Genomic DNA, 17,187 nt, shown 5'->3' with positions numbered 1-17,187 from the left:
CCACACGACCGTCATGCCCGCGAATGCGGGCATACAGGGCCTCATCGCGGCATGGCTCTGAAGTCTCTGGATCCCCGCCTTCGCGGGGATGACGGATTGCAGACAGGCGCTGCAAGACGGGAGCCCGCAAAGCCCGAACGAGCCACGCCACCCATCCGCCTGAACCACCTCGCCACGCCGCGCATGGCCGGCGGACGCCGCAGCCGCCACAATGGCCTCAGCCGCGCGAGCGCCCGCGGCCATGGACGGCCCCAGGCCACGCGCGCCACCGAGCATCCCGCCTCCGAGGTCTTCGATGAGCTGGCTCAAGCGTCTGCGCGTGGACACCTTCACCCTGGCCCTGCTGGCCACCGTCGCGCTAGCCTGGAAATTCCCGCTGCACGGCGCGCCCGCGCAGTGGATGGACGATTTCACCGACCTGGCCATTGCCGCGCTGTTCTTCCTGCACGGCGCGCGCCTGTCGCGCGAGGCCATCCTCGCCGGCATGCTGCACTGGCGCCTGCACCTGGTGATCTTCGCCAGCACCTTCATCTTGTTCCCGCTGCTGGGCTTGGCGCTCAAACCGCTGTCCGGCCACCTGCTGACGCCGGAGCTGTACCTGGGCCTGCTGTTCCTGTGCACCCTGCCCTCGACCGTGCAATCGTCGATCGCCTTCACCTCGATGGCCGGCGGCAACGTGCCCGCGGCGGTGTGCAGCGCCTCGGCTTCGAGCCTGCTCGGCGTATTCCTGACCCCGCTGCTGCTCAGCGCGCTGGCCGGCGCGCACGGCGGCATGGCCGATCCCAGCGAAGCCATCGGCAAGATCATGCTGCAACTGCTGGTGCCGTTCGTGGCCGGCCACCTGCTGCGGCGCTGGATCGGCGGCTGGGTCGAACGCCAGCGCGCAGTATTGCGCTACACCGACCAAGGCACGGTACTGCTGGTGGTCTACACCGCGTTCTCGGCCTCGATGAACAGCGGCCTGTGGCAGAGCATGCCGGCGACCGCGCTATACGTAGTCATCGCGGTATGCGCGCTGCTGCTGGCAGTGGTGATGGTGCTGACGACGTTCGCCGCGCGCCGCATGGGTTTCTCGCGCGAAGACGAAATCGCCATCGTGTTCTGCGGCTCGAAAAAGAGCCTGGCCACCGGCGTACCGATGGCGAAGATCCTGTTCGCCAGCAGCGCACTCGGCGCGATCGTGCTACCGGTGATGATCTTCCACCAGATCCAGCTCATCGTCTGCGCGCAACTGGCGCAGCGCTACGCGCGCAAGGCGCCGGCGCGGGCGCAGCTGGAGGAAGCGGCGGACTGAGCGGGTTGGGATATCGCCGCTGAGCGCGCAAGGGCTCAAGCGGCTTCCAGCGACAGCCGCAATCAACCGCAGCGACGCTGCTCTGCAGCAACCTCCCAAGCCCGCAACTTCCGACTCGTCATTCCGGCGAAAGCTGGATTCCATATTGCCGTTGCGGTTGTTGTTGTCGTCGCTCCTCGCTCCCCCCGCCGCACCGAACTCGCCACAGGCAATCAGAGACCCGAAGGGCGGCGCGCAGGACGCGCGCCGTGCGCCACCCAGGCCATGGATGGCCTGTGTGGCGCATCCCTGCGCAGGCTCCGACCGCTAGTGGCTCTTGATTCGAAAACAAGGAAAGCGCCTTTCTTTGGTTACTTTCTTTGGCAAGACAAAGAAAGTGACCCGGCCGCTTGCGGACGGAAGCTGTTGATGTTGGCGGGTCGTCACTCGTTGCTACGAGACAGGCAGAAGCAACAGCAAAGTCAAAATGGATTCCGGCCTTCGCCGGAATGACGGCGTGGGAGTTTTCGAGTCTTCGGGTTAGTTCGGCGTAGCTACGTCGCTGCGGTTGGATTCCGGCTTTCGCCGGAATGACGGACTGGAGGTTGCGTGGCTCCGAGAGGTTTCAGCGTAGCTGCGTCGTTTCAGTCGCCCCCGGCCTTCATCGGAACAACGCCACGACAGAACCAGAAGCACCAAGACCTACAAAACCCACACGTCAACCAGACCGCCCACTCAGCGCACGTCCTTCACCACCTCCCCACCCTTGATCACCACCGGCACCGCCTCAAGCAACCGCACATCCTGAGTCGGATCCCCAGCCACCGCGATCAAATCCCCCCAACGCCCCGCCTCGACCAAGCCCACATCCTTGCGCCCCAACGCCTGCGCCGCATCGAACGTAGCCGCACGGATCGCCTGCGCAGCGCTCATCCCATACCGCGTCATCACCGCGAACTGCTTGCCGTTGAGCCCATGCGGATACACGCCCGCATCGGTGCCGTAAACCATCTTCACCCCGGCCGCATGCGCACGGCGGAAGTTCTCGCGCTGGATATCGCCGACCTCGCGGTCCTTGCGCAGATTGTCCTCGAGCACCCCGTTCTTCTTGCCCTCGGCCTGGGTGTAGTCGGTGTTGTAGATGTCCATCGACAGCCACGCGCCGTGCTGCTTGGCCAGGCGGATGCCTTCCTCGTCGATCAGGCTGGCATGCTCGATGGTGTCCACGCCGGCGCGGATCGCATCGCGGATGCCGGCCGCGCCGTGCGCGTGCGCGGCCACACGCAGGCCCCACTGGTGCGCCTCGTCGGCTACCGCCTTCATTTCCTCGTAGCTCATCTGCTGCTGGCCGGGCTCGGTGTTGCGCGAGAACACGCCGCCGGTGGCGCAGATCTTGATCACCTGCGCGCCGTACTTGCGCAGCTCGCGCACGCTCTTGCGCGCTTCGGCGGCCGAATCGGCGTTGTACGGATTCTTCTGCGCCATCGACGGCGGGAAATAGGTCGAATCGCAGTGGCCGCCGGTGGCGCCGAAGGAATAGGCGGCGGTGACGATGCGCGGGCCGGCGAGCTTGCCCTCGTCGATGGCCTGGCGCAGGCCGACGTCGTTCCAGGCGTCGGCGCCGACGTTGCGCACGGTGGTGAAGCCGGCCTGCAAGGTCTGCTGCGCGTGCTTGACCGCCAGCACCGACCAGAAGCGGTCGCTGAACTGCAGGCCGGTGTAGCCGCCGTAGCTGGGGTCGGAATCCAGATGCACGTGCATGTCGATCAGGCCCGGCAGCACGGTCATGCCGGCCAGGTCGATGCGGCGCGCGCCTTCGGGCGCGGCGTCGCCGGCGCGGCCGACCGCGCTGATGCGGCCGTCGCGGATCACGATCTGCGGGTTCTCGACCAGCCGGCCGCTGCTCGCATCGAACAAACGCGCGGCGGTGACTACGACAATGTCGGATGCCGGCGACGCAGACGGCGTCTGCGCCGCCGCCGGCAGCGCGACCGCCAACGCCAGCGCCGACAGCGCCCGAACCCATTCACGCGTCCATCCACGCCGCGACGCGCGTGGCTCCCTGCTTGTGCTGTACGGCATCATCGGCACCGATCTCCCCATCGGCGGAACAGTGCCGCGAGTATAGGCACGAGCGGGCCGCGCTCCGCCAGTGCGGGCCGCTCAGTAAAGCGCGCCGCGCCGCACCTTCATGCGGATGCGATCGAGCGCCGCTGGCGCGCTCAGCGGATCGTCGGCCAGCACCAGAAAGTTGGCCTCGAAGCCTTCGGCGATGCGGCCGATGCGGCGCTGCGGAAACAGCAGCGTCGGCGTGTCCTGCACCGCTGCGCGCCACAGCCGCGCCGGCGGCATCAACTCAAGCGCGGCCAGATAGTCGATCTCCGCGCGCACGGTGGCGTCGAAACGGTCGCTGCCGACCGCCAGCGGCACGCCGGCGGCGAGCAGCCGGCGCAGGTTGTCGCGTTGCAACGCGCGCACGCGTTCGAGCTTGGCGACGTCTTTGCCGGCGACCAGTTGCGCGGCGCCGGCGGTGGCGATCAGCGGGATCTTGCGCCGCGCGGCCAGGGCGATGTCGGCGTCGTCGAGGCGGTAGTCGGCTTCGCTGCGGCCGTCCCAGATCTGGTAGCCCGGCAGATGCGCGATCGCGTCCACGCCGGCTTCGACCGCGACGCGGAAATCGGCCGCCGATTCGACGTGCGCGGCCACGCGCAGGCCGTCGCGATGGGCGCGCTGCACCAGCGGCGCCAGCAGCTCTGCGCGCAGGCCGTTCATGCCGAAATAGCGCGTGTCGTCGCGGCGCTCGGGGCGTTCGCTGTGGACCAGGATCGCCTTGATCAGATCCGGCCGGGCGGCGCGCACGCGCGGCCATTTGCGTTCGATGTCTTCGACCGAGTCCATCACCAAGTAATCGTGGTCGTGCACCTCCTCGACCGGCCGCAGGCTGCCGTCGGGATTGCGCCGCGCCATCGCCAGCGGGTGGCCGTCGGAGCTGGAAATGCAGGCGCTGGCGTAGAGCACGTCCAGCGGCGCGTCCACTCCGAGCGCTGCGCGCGCTTTATCGCGGTCGGCGCCGTCGCCGCACAGCATCGCCGCGTACTGCACGCCGCCGTCGATGTAGCGGCCGCGGAAGTTGCGCACGCCCCAGGCGTTTTGCAGGTTGTGGTTGTGCGCCTCGGCGAGCGGCGGCGTGGCATAGCTGCCGGCGAGATCGACGACGCGGTCGATCCGTGCGGGGCGTTGTCGGGTCAGGACGCCGTCGACCGAATACCAGGTGCCGGTGCGGAAACCCTCGCCGTCGAACCAGTGGCCGTTGTTGAATTCGACAGTTCGCGCTTCGGCGGTGCGCGCCGCAGGCGCAGGCGCGGAAGCGACGGAAACGGCGGCCGCGGCGATAGCGGCGACGGCGAAGCAGCAGGCGATCAGACGCGGGGAAACCAGTCGGCGCACAACGCACTCCAGCGGAAACGAGTCCGTTGGATGCAGCCGTCTCGCAAAGGGTTGCGCGCGCGACGCGCCCTCTAATCCGACTCGCCGGATCGAGCCCGGCCAGCCGAGCTCAGCCGAGCTGATGCAGCTCGAACGCCGCCGCCGGCTCCAGCGCCGGCAGCATCCAGTGATCGGCCAGCAGGAACGCGAACAAGGCCATCAGATAGACGATGGAGTAGTTGAACACCTTCATCGCATAAAGCTCGTCCGGCGGGTCCATCAGCTTCCAGGCGTAGTACAGGAACACCGCGCCGAGCACCAACGCGCCGCCGAGATAGAACAGCCCGCTCATCCCCGCCGCCCACGGCAGCACCGTCACCGCCACCAGCAGCACGGTGTAGAACAGGATCTGCCAGCGGGTGTACTGCACGCCGTGGGTGACCGGCAGCATCGGCACCATCGCGCGGGCGTAGTCGGCGCGGCGGAAGATCGCCAGCGCCCAGAAGTGCGGCGGGGTCCAGACGAAGATGATCAGCACCAGCAGCAGCGCGTGCGCCCAGTCCCACTCGCCCTGCATGCCGGTCACCGCGGCCCAGCCCAGCAGCGGCGGCGCCGCGCCGGCGATGCCGCCGATGACGATGTTCTGCGGCGTAGCGCGCTTGAGGTAGACGGTGTAGACCACCGCATAGCCGATCAGCGAGGCGAAGGTCAGCAGCGCGGTGATCGCGTTGACCCACAGCACCAGGATCGTCATCGACAGCGCCGCCAGCACCAGCGCGAACACCAGCGCCTGGCGCGGCGTCACCTGGCCGGCGACGATCGGCCGCCACGAGGTGCGCGCCATCTTGGCGTCGATGCGCGAATCCAGCAGCTGGTTGATCGCCGCCGCGGACGAGGCCGCCAGCCAGATGCCGAAGAAGCCGAGCACCGATTCGCGCAGCGGCGGCCAGCCCGGCACCGCCATGAACATGCCGACGATGGCGGTGAACACGATCAGCGCGACGACGCGCGGCTTGGTCAGATCCCAGTATTGCTTGGCGGTGGGTCGCGGCGCGGCGTTCATCACGGCTCCGGCGTGCGCAGGCGCGCGAGCAGCGAGACCAGGGCGAACAGCAGCAGCGCGGCGCCGCCGTTGTGCGCCACCGCCACCGCCAGCGGCAGGCCGAGCTTGACGTTGGCGATGCCCAGGCCGACCTGCAGCAACAGCAGCGCGCCCAGCAGCGTGGCCCAGCCGCGCAGGCCCGGCGTGCGCAGCAGCTTGACCGTCAGCGCCGCCAGATAGACGAACACCACGCCGGCCATGATCCGGTGGGCGAGCTGGATGGCGATGCGCGCCTCGCCGTCGAGGATGCCGCCTTCGTAGTCCACGCCGATGCCGCGCCACAGCACGAAGGCCTCGCCGAAGTCGTGGCGCGGCCACCACTGGCCGACGCAGGTCGGGAAATCGTTGCCGCAGGCCAGTGCGGCGTAGTTGGCGCTGGTCCAGCCGCCGAGCGCGATCTGCACGCCGAGCACAGCGATGCCCACGCCGATCCAGCCGCGCAGGCGCGGCGCATCGGCCAGACGGATCGGCAGATGGGTCGCGCGCCACGCGGTCCACACCAACAGCGAGAAGGTCAGCAGCCCGCCGAGCAGATGCGCCATCACCACCACGGGCTTGAGCAGCCAGGTCACCGTCCACATACCCAGCAGGGCCTGGAAGATGATCACCGCCAGAGTGATCGCCGAGACCCGCGACAGGTCGGTGTTGCTCCAGCGCGCGGCGGCGGCGATCAGGATCGCTTCGCCGATAATCGCCAGCGCGGAGGCGGCGACGTGCTGGCCCTTCATGTACAGCGGAATGCCGATGGCGACCAGCAACGAGGCCAGCGCGATCTGCGCCATGCCCTTGCTGCGCCGGCGCGCCGACACCAGCGCCAGCGTCAGCACCAGCACGCCGAGCAGGCCGGCGATCATGCGGTGGAACTGTTCGCGCCAGGCCTTGTGCACTTCGACCGGGCGGATCTGGGTGGCGACATGGTCGACCGCGTCGTCGGCGTGCGACGGCCACGCGGCGCGGCCGTAGCAGGTCGGCCAGTCGGGGCAGCTCAGGCCGGCGTTGGACAGGCGCACGAACGCGCCGAACACGATCACGCACAACGCCAGCGCGACCGCCAGCCAGGCGATGCGGTGGAAATTCTTGTGCAGGCCCGGACCGCTCAGGCCGGTGAGGCTGGATACGCTCATTTCTTCGCTTGGTCTCGCTGGAGGCGCCGCGTGCGGGACGGCGGCGCGTTGCGCCCGCCGTGGCCGCCGCGGCCCGTCGTTACATCAGTTTCAGCAGCCGGCTCAGGTCCGTGCGCAGCCCGCCGGGTTGGAAGCCGGGAGCGTAGCGCAGAATCACGAAGCCGTTCGGGTCGATCACATACACCGGCAGCCCGGCCGGGTCGTTCAGCCGCGGCAGGCGCTCGCGCAACTGCGGCGACGGGCCGAGCACGCGCAGCGAGGCCGGACGCGCCGCGCCGGCCGGCGGCTCGCCGAGCCACAGGATGTCGACCTGGTCCGCGTCCTTGCCGAACAGCTGCCACACCGTGTCGAGCTCGTGCGACAACTGGACGCAGGCCTGCAGGCAATCGGGCTGCGGCGCCACCACGATGCGCCAGACCCGGCTGCCCGGGTTCCACGGATAGGGCTTGCCGTCGGCCAGCGCCGGCTCGAGTTGGCGCAGGTCGGGCTTGGGCTCCAGCAGTTCGCCGTGCTGGCGGTTGATCGCCGGATGGCGGTCGGTGAAGCGCATGACCCCGGCGACCAGCATCGGCACGAAGAAGAACGCGGCGATCAGCACCAGGGTCAGGCGGTTGCGGTTGCGCTGGGCGTTGGAGACGGGCACGGGTGAGTTCATCGGTCGGCTCCGCGGCGCGGGCGCCGGAAAGTCAGGATCAGCGCAGTGATCAGCACCGCCGCGGCGAGTGCGAACCACTGCAGGGAATAGCCGCGGTGCTTGTCCGGCGGCAGGGTGTTGCTGAGCAGTTCCAGGTCGCGGTCGAAGCCGAGCTTCACGGCCGGGTCCAGGCGCAGCACGCGCGGCGCCAGCGGCGCCGGCAATGCCAGCGCGGCGGCGATCGCGCGGGTGTCCACGCGGGTCAGCAGCCAGCCCTCGCCTTCGCGGCCGATGCCGGGCCCGAGCGGGATGCCGACCGACGGCGGCGCGCTGAGCAGCCCGCGCAAGGCCAGTTCGCCCTCGGGCCGCGGCACCGCCGGCAGCTTGCGCTCGCCGCCCAGCGGCAGCCAGCCCAGGTCGACCAGCAACGGTTCGCCGCCGTTGGGCACGAACAGCCGATAGACGCGCACGCCGGCGCGGCCGCCGCGCTGCTGGTTGTCGAGCAGCAACGCGCCGCGTGGATCGAAACGCCCGCGGCCTTCGGCCCAGTCATAGTCGTGCGCGCGGTGCGGATCGGCCGCGCGCGACAGCGGCTGCGGCACGCGCTCGCCGAGCACGCGCGCGGCGGCGTCGAGCATGGCCTGCTTCTCCACCGCGCGCCGCGCTTGCCACAGGCCGAGGTTGGCGAACAGCGCGATCGTCGCCAGCGCCAGCGTCCAGCCCAGCAGCAAGGTGCCGCGGCGGCTCACCCCAAGCTCCCGGCGTGCTGCGATAATCCCCGCTTCGCACCCGCGCACGCACCGAACGAGGCTTCGATGAGCCAAGAACTGAAAATCCTGCTGGTGGTGGCGTTCCTGGCGGTCATCCTGTGGAACCTGGGGGCGGGCCTTTATTACATGCTGGTGGACAAGGGTCAGAGCAAACGCACGGTCAATGCGCTGACCCGCCGCATCGCGCTGTCCATCGCGCTGATCCTGATCGTGGTGGTGTCGATCTGGATGGGTTGGATCACGCCGCACGGCGTGGGGTCGAATCCGGGCTGAGCGCGGCGGGCCGAGCCCGGCCTGCGATCGGGCCGGCGAACAGCGGACCGCTATTGTCGCCCGTCCGGGGCGCCGCCGCGATGCGGCGGCCGGTCGCCTCGCGCCAGCCTTCGCTCTTGCCCTGGTGGGAAGGCCTTCAGGCCCGATGCCCTTCGATCAGATCGCGGCGAGCCGACACAAGAGCCTCGGGCCTGAAGGCCCTCCCACAAGAGCAGAGCCCGGCCCATCCCAGCTAGGTCATCCCGGCCACAGCTGATCCATCCCGGCCAACGAGCCCGTCCCGACCCACAAAACGAAAGGCCGGCCACCGGGCCGGCCTTTCGCATCATGGGTTCGCCGCGCTTACAGCACGTAGACGAACAGGAACAGGCCCAGCCACACCACGTCGACGAAGTGCCAGTACCAGGCCACCGCTTCGAACGCGAAGTGGTTGTCCTTGTCGAAGTGGCCCTTGAGGCAGCGGAACCAGATGATCGCCAGCATGATCGTGCCCAGGGTCACGTGCAGGCCGTGGAAGCCGGTGAGCATGAAGAAGGTCGAGCCGTAGATGCCCGAACCCAGGGTCAGGTTCAGCTCGGTGTAGGCGTGGATGTACTCCTCCGCCTGGAAGAACAGGAACACGCAACCCAGCAGCACGGTCAGGCCCAGCCAGAACAGCAGCGCCTTGCGGTGGCCGCCCTTGAGCGCGTGGTGCGCGGCGGTGACCGTGGTGCCGGAGGTCAGCAGGATCAGGGTGTTGAGCAGCGGCAGGCCCCAGGCCGGAATGGTCTGGAAGTGGCCGCCGACGTCGCCCGGGCCGGCGCTCGGCCAGGCCGCGCTGAATTCCGGCCACAGCAGGCTGTTGGTCATCACGCCGTCGCCTTCGCCGCCCAGCCACGGCAGCGCGAGCGTGCGGGCGTAGAACAGCGCGCCGAAGAACGCGGCGAAGAACATCACCTCGGAGAAGATGAACCAGATCATCCCCATCCGGAACGAGACGTCGACCTGCTTGTTGTAGTTGCCGCGCACCGACTCCCTGACCACGTCGCCGAACCAGCCGAACAGCACGGCGATCATCATCGCCACGCCGACGAAGAAGGTGGGCTTGCCCCAGCTGACTTCGTTGAGCCAGCTGGCCACGCCGATCATCAGGGTGAACAGACCGATCGAACCGAGGAACGGCCAGCGGCTGCTATGCGGGACGTAATAGATGTTGGCGTCTGGCGAGTGCGCTTGGCCCATGGCGGCGTTCCGTAGTCAGGTGGTGCGAAGCCAACTCAAGGCGCGGCCAGCGGCGAGGACGGGGTCTTGGAGACCGCGCCTTGCTGCAGCCGTGCGGTGAGCACGTCGTTCTTGAAGAAAGTGTAGGACAGGGTGATGGTCTCGACGCCGTCCGGAAGGTTCGGATCGACGATGAAACGCACCGGCATCTCGCGCGATTCGCCGGCCTGCAGCGTTTGCGCGGTGAAGCAGAAGCATTCGGTCTTGTTGAAATAGCCCGACGCGCGCGCCGGCGCCACCGAGGGCGAGGCGCTGCCGACGATGGGCGCGTCGCTGGTGTTGCGCGCGTAGTAGGTGGTTTCGTATTGCTCGCCCGGGCGCACCTTCATGCTCACCACGTGCGGACGGAACTCCCACGGCAGCTTGGAATTGACGCTGCCGTCGAACTGCACGGTGACGATGCGGTCGCTGACCGCATGGCCGCCGCGGTCGGCCTCGGCGACGCCGCGCTCCAGGCGGATGCCGAACACCTTCTCGCAGGCGATGCGGTACAGCGGCACCAGGGCGAAGGTGAAGGCGAACGCACCCAGCGCCACGCCGACCATGAGCTTGGTCATCTTCGGCGACGCCTGCCGGCGGACCTCGGCGAGATCCTGCGGCTGCGGTTCGCGCGGGTCGCGGTCGTGGCTCACTTGCCGAGCCCGAACACGCCGCTGAGGATGAACAACACGTACACCGCCACCGCGACCGCGCCGAACCACAACGCGGTCCGCCGCGCGGCCGAGCGGCGCTGAGCGAGGTCGTGCGGTTCTTGGATCGGAGTCATGTCGGCCTCCCGGAAGCGCACGCCGCGATCGTCACGACCGCGGCGCCGCCTGCGCGATCAATGGGTGATGTCGCCGTGGGCCAGATCGCCGTCGCGGATGACCGGCGGCGTGGAGAAGGTGTGGTGCGGCGCCGGGCTCGGCACCGTCCACTCCAGGCCCTTGGCGCCTTCCCACGAACGCGCCTCGGCCTTGGCGCCGGACTTCTTCGACAGCAGCAGGATGAAGGCCATCAGGAACGGGGTCAGGAACATGCCGAACGCGCCGATCGAGCTGACCAGATTCCAGTCCGCGAACACCACGTTGTAGTCCGGGATACGGCGCGGCATGCCGGCCAGGCCCAGGAAGTGCTGCGGGAAGAACAGCAGGTTGACGAAGATCATCGTCCACCAGAAGTGGATCTTGGCCAGCGTCTCGTTGTACATGCGGCCGGTCCACTTCGGCCACCAGTAGTAGACCGCAGCGATGATCGAGAACAGCGCGCCGGTCACCAGCACGTAGTGGAAGTGCGCGACCACGAAGTAGGTGTCGTGGTACTGGAAGTCGGCCGGGACGATGGCCAGCATCAGGCCCGAGAAACCGCCGATGGTGAACAGGATCACGAACGAGATCGCCCACAGCATCGGCGCCTCGAAGGTCATCGAGCCGCGCCACATCGTGGTGACCCAGTTGAACACCTTCACGCCGGTCGGCACCGCGATCAGCATGGTCGCGAACATGAAGTAGATCTCGCCACCCAGCGGCATGCCGACGGTGAACATGTGGTGCGCCCACACGATGAACGAGAGGAAGGCGATCGACGCGGTCGCGTACACCATGGCCTGGTAGCCGAACAGCGGCTTGCGGGCGAAGGTCGGGATGATCTCCGAGACCACGCCGAACGCCGGCAGGATCATGATGTAGACCTCGGGGTGCCCGAAGAACCAGAAGATGTGCTGGAACATCACCGGGTCGCCGCCGCCGGCCGCGTTGAAGAACGAGGTGGCGAAGAACTTGTCGGTCAGCAGCATCGTCACCGCGCCGGCCAGCACCGGCATCACCGCGATCAGCAGGAACGCGGTGATCAGCCAGGTCCAGCAGAAGATCGGCATCTTCAACAGGTCCACGCCCGGGGCGCGCATGTTGAGGATGGTGGCGATGACGTTGATCGCGCCCATGATCGAGCTGATGCCCATCATGTGGATGGCGAAGATCGCGAAGGCCACGTTGGAGCCGCCCTGCAGCGACAGCGGCGGGTACAGCGTCCAGCCGCCGGCCGGCGCGCCGCCCGGCAGGAACAGGGTCATCAGCAGCAGGGTGAAGGCGAACGGCAGGATCCAGAACGACCAGTTGTTCATGCGCGGCAGCGCCATGTCCGGCGCGCCGATCTGCAGCGGGATCATCCAGTTGGCCAGGCCGACGAAGGCCGGCATCACGCCGCCGAAGATCATGACCAGCGCGTGCATCGTGGTCATCTGGTTGAAGAACTCGGGCTTGACGAACTGCAGGCCCGGCTCGGCGAGTTCGGCTCGGATGATCACCGACATGCCCGCGCCGATGATGAACATCACGAAGCTGAAAATCAGATACAGCGTGCCGATGTCCTTGTGGTTGGTCGAGAAGAACCAACGCTCGATGAAGCCCTGCTGGTGGGCGTGATCATCGTGGTGATCGGCGACGGGGTGCGTGGCTGCCATGACCTACCTCTGATAAATGCGGACGATCAACCGGCGGTCGCGGCGCCCTTGGGGGCGGCGGCCGGGGCATCGGAACTGGCAGTGCCGGCGGCGGGAGCCTGCGCGGCGGCGGGAGCGGTCTGGGCGGGGGCCGCGGCCGGCGCGGCGGCCGGAGCGGCCGGCGGCGCGTTCTTGGCCTTCTGCTCGGCCAGCCACTGCTGGTATTCGGCCTTGGGCAGCGCGCGCACCACGATCGGCATGAAGCCGTGGTCCTTGCCGCACAGCTCGGCGCACTGGCCGCGGTAGATGCCCGGCTCCTTGATGTCGGTCCAGGCCTCGTTGACGATGCCCGGGATCGCGTCCTGCTTCCAGCCCAGCGCCGGCACCCACCAGGCGTGGATGACGTCGTCGGCGGTGATCACGAAGCGGATCTTGGTGTCGGTGGGCAGCACCAGCACGTTGTCGACGTCGAGCAGGTAGTGCTCGTGGTCGGCGGCGGTGACGTGCTTGCCGCTCTGGCGCAGCTGGTCGCTCTTGCGGTCCAGGCGGCTGGTGAAGGACACGCCTTCGCCGAGGTAGTCGTACTTCCACATCCATTGGTAGCCGGTGATCTTCACCGTCATCGCCGAATCGCGGGTGTCGTACATGTTGATGAGCTTGCTGGTGGCGGGGAACGCCATCAGCACCAGCAGCGCCACCGGCACGACCGTCCAGACGATCTCCAGCTTGGTGCTGTGGACGAAGTCCTTGTCGGGCACCGCGCCCTTGGACTTGCGGAACTTGAACATGGCCACGGCCATCGCGCCGAAGACCAGGATGCCGATCACCACGCAGATCCACAGCGCCAGCATGTGCGCGGAGTGGGCGTTCATCGATTGGGCGGTGACGCCCTTGCCCATGTTCAATTGCCACGGCTTGGGATCGGCCGCCTGCGCGAACGCCAGGACCGGCGACGCCATCGCGGCGACGCCCGCTGCCCACTGCTTGAAACGACCGGCTTTCATCAGTTCGAGCCCCGAATAAATCAGTGTGGTGATCTAACGCGCGCTCCGCGGGCTGCCTCTCGTCCCGGCGCCGGCGGCGCCCTTGGAGGGACGCGCGGACCGTGCGGGAACTGCGAGGTGGCTGGCGAGCCCTGCCGGGCCCATCACGCCGGGATCGGCGCTACGGATAACCGAGAAATGGTAGCGGCGCCCCCGCCCTGCGGCAACCCGCCACTTGCACCGAGCGTGCGCCGGCGAAAATCGCGCAGAACCAATGTCGGCGCGGGTTTGCGCCGCGCACGGCCGGCCGGGCGCGCAATCGGGGCATGCGTCGCAAACGTGACCGATGCAAGTTAGCGCATCCAACGCAGGCCTTGCGAGCAAGTCCGCGGCGCGGCCGCAGACCTTGCCGGAACGGCCCGATCGCCTGTCCGCGCGAGCGATCCGCGCCGATTCGGGCGCTGCGTCGAGCCCATGTCGAGCCCATGTCAGGCCCGCGCCCGGCCGGCATCGGGCCATGCCGGCCCCGCCTCGGCGGCGCGCGTGCGAGCGCGGCCTCCCTACTGCGGCGGATGGCGCGGCCGCGCCCGATCCGGCCGCAAAAGGCAGCTGGCGGTCGAGAGAAAGCTCTAAAATGGCGGACTTCCCACCCCTGTCCCGGGTCCGATGTCCACCAACGAGTCCTCCGCCGTCGCCAGCGACGGCCCGCCGCCGCGCACCGGCACCCCGCCGCTGTCGCCGATGATCAGCCCCGAACTGCCGGCACCGCCGGCGGCCGCGCGCGCCGCGCTCACCGCAGGCTGGGTGCGCGACGAAGCCGAGCACGTGCGCGGCCTGCTCGAACTGGCGCGCCTGCCCGACGCCGACCGCAACGCCGCCCAGGCCACCGCCGCCGATCTGGTCCGCCGGGTCCGCGCCCGCGCCCAGGACCAGGGCGCGATCGAAGCCTTCATGCGCCAGTACGACCTGGGCAGCGAGGAAGGCGTGCTGCTGATGTGCGTGGCCGAGGCGCTGCTGCGCATTCCGGATCAGGAGACCGCGGACAAGCTGATCCGCGACAAGCTCGGCGAGGCCGACTGGAAGCGGCATCTGGGCCAATCGGACTCGGTGCTGGTCAACGCCTCGACCTGGGGCCTGATGCTGACCGGCACCCTGGTCGACCTGGCCGACGACACCAAGCGCGACGTCCACAACGCCTTCAAGCGACTGATCGGCCGCGTCGGCGAGCCGGTGATCCGGCTGGCGGTGCGCCAGGCCATGCGCATCATGGGCCACCAGTTCGTCATGGGCCGCACCATCGGCGAGGCGCTGTCGCGCTCGAAGAAGGGCGACAACGCGAACTACCGCTATTCCTTCGATATGCTCGGCGAAGGCGCGCTGACCACCAAGGACGCGCTGCGCTACCTGCAGGCCTATCGCGACGCGATCCACGCGATCGGCAAGAGCGGCAACTACAAGAACGCCGACGTGTTCGCCACGCCGTCGATCTCGGTCAAGCTCTCGGCGCTGCACCCGCGCTACGAGCACGCCAAGCGCGAACGCGTATTCGCCGAACTGACCCCGCGCGTGCTGGAACTGGCGCAGTTGGCCAAGGGCTACGGCATCGGCTTCACCATCGACGCCGAGGAAGCCGACCGCCTGGAGCTGTCGCTGGACGTGATCGCGGCCGCCTACTCCGACGCCTCGCTGGACGGCTGGGAAGGCTACGGCCTGGCGATCCAGGCCTACCAGAAGCGCGCGCCGGAGGCGATCGCCTTCATCGCCGACCTCGCCCGCCGGGTCGGCCGCCGCATCCCGGTGCGCCTGGTCAAGGGCGCGTACTGGGACAGCGAGGTCAAGCGCGCCCAGGTCGACGGCCAGTTGGGCTATCCGGTGTTCACCCGCAAGCCGAACACCGACGTGTCGTACCTGGCCAACGCCCGGCGCATGCTGGAGGCTTCGGACGCGATCTATCCGATGTTCGCCACCCACAACGCCCAGACCATCGCCACCATCCATCAGCGCGCCAAGGCGATGGGCCGCGAGCAGCACTTCGAATTCCAGAAGCTGCACGGCATGGGCGACGACCTCTACGCCGAAGTGATCCCGGCCGACCGCCTGAACGCGCCGTGCCGCGTGTACGCGCCGGTCGGCTCGCACGAAGACCTGCTGCCGTACCTGGTGCGCCGCCTGCTCGAGAACGGCGCCAACTCCAGCTTCGTCAACCGCATCACCGACGAGGACATCGCCATCGACGACCTGATCCAGGATCCGGTCGAAACGGTGTCCGGCTTCGCCAGCATCCCGCATCCGCGCATTCCGCTTCCGGCCGACCTCTACCGTAGCTTCGGCTTCGACAGGACCAATTCCATGGGCGTCAATCTCGCCAACGACCAGCAACTGCAGTCCCTCGCCGCCGACGTCAACGCCGCCGCCCGCACCGACTGGCGCGCCGCGCCGCTGGTGCCGGGCGCGTCCGTCGGCGGCGCCGACATCGCCGTGACCAACCCGGCCGACCGCCGCGAGATCGTCGGCCAGTGGAAGGCCGCCGACAGCGCCACCGTCGAGCAGGCGCTGAAGAACGCGGTCGCCGCGCACGACGCCTGGGACGCCACCCCGGCCGCCAGCCGCGCCGCGATCCTCGAGCACGCCGCGCAGCTGCTGGAAGAGCGCATGCCGCAATACATCGCGCTGTGCACCAAGGAAGCCGGCAAGACCATCCCCGACGGCGTCGCCGAAGTGCGCGAAGCGGTCGACTTCCTGCGCTACTACGGCGCCCAGGCGCGCAAGCTGTTCGCGCCCGAAGCGCTGCCGGGCCCGACCGGCGAATCCAACACCCTGCACCTGTCCGGCCGCGGCGTGTTCGTCTGCATCAGCCCGTGGAACTTCCCGCTGGCGATCTTCCTGGGCCAGATCTCCGCGGCGCTGGCCGCCGGCAACGCCGTCATCGCCAAGCCGGCCGAGCAGACCAACCTGATCGGCTACTACGCGGTCAAGCTGCTGCACGAAGCCGGCATCCCCGAAGCGGTGCTGCAGTTCCTGCCCGGCGACGGCGCCACCGTCGGCGCGGCGCTGACCCGCGATCCGCGCGTGGCCGGCGTGGCCTTCACCGGCTCGACCGACACCGCGCGCGCGATCAACCGCGCGCTGGCCGCGCGCGACGCCGCCATCGGCGTGCTGATCGCCGAGACCGGCGGCCAGAACGCGCTGATCGCCGACTCCTCCTCGCTGCCGGAACAACTGGTCAAGGACGCGATCGGCTCGGCCTTCACCTCGGCCGGCCAGCGCTGCTCGGCCGCGCGCGTGCTGTTCGTGCAGGACGACATCGCCGACAAGGTCACCCACATGCTCGCCGGCGCGATGGCCGAGCTGAAGGTCGGCGACCCGGGCCTGCTGTCGACCGACGTCGGCCCGGTGATCGACGAGGACGCGCTGAAGATGCTGCGCGACCACGCCCAGCGCATGGACAGCGAAGCGACCAAGATCGCCGAAGTCGCGCTCGACGCCGACGCCGCCCACGGCAGCTTCTTCGCCCCGCGCGCCTACGCGCTCAAGTCGCTCGGCCAGCTGCACAAGGAAGTGTTCGGCCCGGTGCTGCACGTGATCCGCTGGAAGGCCGACCAGCTCGACGCGGTGATCGATGCGATCAACGCCACCGGCTACGGCCTGACCCTGGGCATCCACTCGCGCATCGACGAGACCATCGAGCGCATCAGCGCGCGGGTCAAGGTCGGCAACTGCTACGTCAACCGCAACCAGATCGGCGCGGTGGTCGGCGTGCAGCCCTTCGGCGGCCAGAACCTGTCCGGCACCGGCCCCAAGGCCGGCGGCCCGCACTACCTGCCGCGCTTCACCACCGAGAAGACCATCACCGTCAACACCACCGCGGCCGGCGGCAACGCCTCGCTGCTGACGCTGGGCGACTGATCGGGCGATCGCGAAGG

General features: G+C 68.7%; 16 protein-coding genes. 4 read left to right on the top strand and 12 right to left on the bottom strand.

The features are described 5' to 3' along the window. On the bottom strand, positions 1 to 309 hold a 309-nt coding region (locus tag BLU84_RS27605), incomplete at its 3' end, for a hypothetical protein (protein ID WP_211664597.1). On the opposite strand from BLU84_RS27605, the gene BLU84_RS22895 reads away from it, so the two are divergent. Then, positions 296 to 1,294, top strand: coding sequence for a bile acid:sodium symporter family protein (locus BLU84_RS22895; protein ID WP_074872567.1), 999 nt, complete (start codon positions 296 to 298; stop codon positions 1,292 to 1,294). The two genes, BLU84_RS27605 and BLU84_RS22895, sit on opposite strands and share 14 nt — an antisense overlap. 714 nt (positions 1,295 to 2,008) lie before the next feature. Here the strand turns inward: BLU84_RS22895 and BLU84_RS22890 are convergent. The 6 genes from BLU84_RS22890 to BLU84_RS22865 form a co-directional block, all read right to left on the bottom strand. Beyond that, complete coding sequence (locus BLU84_RS22890; RefSeq protein ID WP_324610490.1) at positions 2,009 to 3,271, bottom strand: Xaa-Pro dipeptidase; 1,263 nt, start codon at positions 3,269 to 3,271, stop codon at positions 2,009 to 2,011. Between the two features lie 165 nt (positions 3,272 to 3,436). Then, entirely contained in the window at positions 3,437 to 4,720 is a 1,284-nt protein-coding gene (locus tag BLU84_RS22885; RefSeq protein ID WP_074872565.1) for an amidohydrolase family protein, read from the bottom strand. Between the two features lie 109 nt (positions 4,721 to 4,829). After that, complete coding sequence (locus BLU84_RS22880) at positions 4,830 to 5,762, bottom strand: heme o synthase (protein WP_074872563.1); 933 nt, start codon at positions 5,760 to 5,762, stop codon at positions 4,830 to 4,832. Beyond that, positions 5,762 to 6,925, bottom strand: a complete 1,164-nt coding sequence (locus tag BLU84_RS22875) for a COX15/CtaA family protein (protein ID WP_074872560.1) — start codon at positions 6,923 to 6,925, stop codon at positions 5,762 to 5,764. Before BLU84_RS22875 ends, BLU84_RS22880 begins: the two co-directional genes overlap by 1 nt. Positions 6,926 to 7,004: 79 nt before the next feature. Further along, the gene (locus BLU84_RS22870) at positions 7,005 to 7,580 is read right to left on the bottom strand and encodes a hypothetical protein (RefSeq protein WP_074872558.1); all 576 of its coding nucleotides are present in this window, start codon (positions 7,578 to 7,580) and stop codon (positions 7,005 to 7,007) included. Further along, positions 7,577 to 8,308, bottom strand: coding sequence for an SURF1 family protein (locus BLU84_RS22865; RefSeq protein ID WP_074872556.1), 732 nt, complete (start codon positions 8,306 to 8,308; stop codon positions 7,577 to 7,579). Before BLU84_RS22865 ends, BLU84_RS22870 begins: the two co-directional genes overlap by 4 nt. A 66-nt stretch (positions 8,309 to 8,374) precedes the next feature. Between BLU84_RS22865 and BLU84_RS22860 the strand changes: the two genes are divergently transcribed. Beyond that, positions 8,375 to 8,602, top strand: coding sequence for a twin transmembrane helix small protein (locus tag BLU84_RS22860; RefSeq protein WP_074872554.1), 228 nt, complete (start codon positions 8,375 to 8,377; stop codon positions 8,600 to 8,602). 124 nt (positions 8,603 to 8,726) lie between these two features. After that, the gene (locus BLU84_RS28930; protein ID WP_425479440.1) at positions 8,727 to 8,858 is read left to right on the top strand and encodes a DUF6053 domain-containing protein; all 132 of its coding nucleotides are present in this window, start codon (positions 8,727 to 8,729) and stop codon (positions 8,856 to 8,858) included. An 86-nt stretch (positions 8,859 to 8,944) separates the two neighbouring features. On the opposite strand, the gene BLU84_RS22855 is transcribed toward BLU84_RS28930, so the two are convergent. The 5 genes from BLU84_RS22855 to coxB are packed head-to-tail and all read right to left on the bottom strand — an operon-like array spanning position 8,945 to position 13,285. Further along, entirely contained in the window at positions 8,945 to 9,823 is an 879-nt protein-coding gene (locus BLU84_RS22855) for a cytochrome c oxidase subunit 3 (protein WP_074872552.1), read from the bottom strand. Positions 9,824 to 9,858: 35 nt separating this feature from the next. Further along, positions 9,859 to 10,494, bottom strand: coding sequence for a cytochrome c oxidase assembly protein (locus BLU84_RS22850; RefSeq protein ID WP_267889199.1), 636 nt, complete (start codon positions 10,492 to 10,494; stop codon positions 9,859 to 9,861). After that, entirely contained in the window at positions 10,491 to 10,628 is a 138-nt protein-coding gene (locus tag BLU84_RS27365; protein ID WP_170849232.1) for a hypothetical protein, read from the bottom strand. The genes BLU84_RS22850 and BLU84_RS27365 overlap by 4 nt, the downstream gene beginning before the upstream one ends. A 57-nt stretch (positions 10,629 to 10,685) precedes the next feature. After that, complete coding sequence (ctaD, locus tag BLU84_RS22845; RefSeq protein ID WP_074872550.1) at positions 10,686 to 12,302, bottom strand: cytochrome c oxidase subunit I; 1,617 nt, start codon at positions 12,300 to 12,302, stop codon at positions 10,686 to 10,688. Between the two features lie 26 nt (positions 12,303 to 12,328). Further along, positions 12,329 to 13,285, bottom strand: a complete 957-nt coding sequence (coxB, locus tag BLU84_RS22840; protein WP_074872548.1) for a cytochrome c oxidase subunit II — start codon at positions 13,283 to 13,285, stop codon at positions 12,329 to 12,331. Positions 13,286 to 14,005: 720 nt separating this feature from the next. On the opposite strand from coxB, the gene putA reads away from it, so the two are divergent. Continuing rightward, positions 14,006 to 17,170 carry a bifunctional proline dehydrogenase/L-glutamate gamma-semialdehyde dehydrogenase PutA gene (gene putA, locus BLU84_RS22835; protein WP_074872711.1) on the top strand — a complete coding sequence of 1,055 codons (3,165 nt, stop codon included), beginning with the start codon at positions 14,006 to 14,008 and terminating at the stop codon, positions 17,168 to 17,170. The last annotated feature ends 17 nt before the right edge of the window (positions 17,171 to 17,187 follow it).

This window comes from Lysobacter enzymogenes, from assembly GCF_900106525.1.
In the GTDB taxonomy this organism is placed as follows: domain Bacteria; phylum Pseudomonadota; class Gammaproteobacteria; order Xanthomonadales; family Xanthomonadaceae; genus Lysobacter; species Lysobacter enzymogenes.
This window is presented reverse-complemented; position numbering and strand designations above follow the sequence as displayed.